General features: G+C 46.0%; 1 protein-coding gene. It reads right to left on the minus strand.

The window, feature by feature from the left end:
- Positions 1 to 116: 116 nt before the first annotated feature.
- Positions 117 to 535 (minus strand): SecD/SecF family protein translocase subunit (locus GY683_RS04675; RefSeq protein ID WP_297287641.1); only part of this gene is annotated, 419 nt, incomplete at its 5' end.

Raw genomic sequence — 535 nt, forward strand, 5'->3', positions numbered from 1 at the left:
AAATAAGCTGATGATGATCAGGACGATGGAAAGGATCATCGTTATCTTGCGTAATGCAAGAAAATTAATATGGGTTCGTTGGTTAAAAATCTGCATGATTAATTATTCAATGATCGCTAAATCTTGATTGCATCCACTCGTTTGCGCCCATAAATGAGGTAGACCAAACCCCGGCTGACAAAAATGGCGCAGAACATCGAGGTAATGATACCAATACTCAAGGTGACGGCAAACCCCTTGCTCGGCCCGGTGCCAAAAGCAAATAAAACCACCGCCGCGATGAGGGTGGTAACGTTGGCATCTAAAATAGTTGAAAAAGCCCGTGAATAACCTTGATCGATACTTTTATGCACCGATAGACCGTGGCGAAGCTCTTCACGAATACGCTCAAAAATCAATACATTGGCGTCTACCGCCATCCCGACCGTGAGCACAATACCCGCAACCCCTGGCAGAGTCAGTGTGGCTTGCAACATGGATAAAACGGCGATCAGCAGCACCAGATTTAAAACCAGCGCAACATCTGCAACCAGAC

Origin of the sequence: Moraxella sp. (genome assembly GCF_024227015.1) — a bacterium.
In the GTDB taxonomy this organism is placed as follows: domain Bacteria; phylum Pseudomonadota; class Gammaproteobacteria; order Pseudomonadales; family Moraxellaceae; genus Moraxella.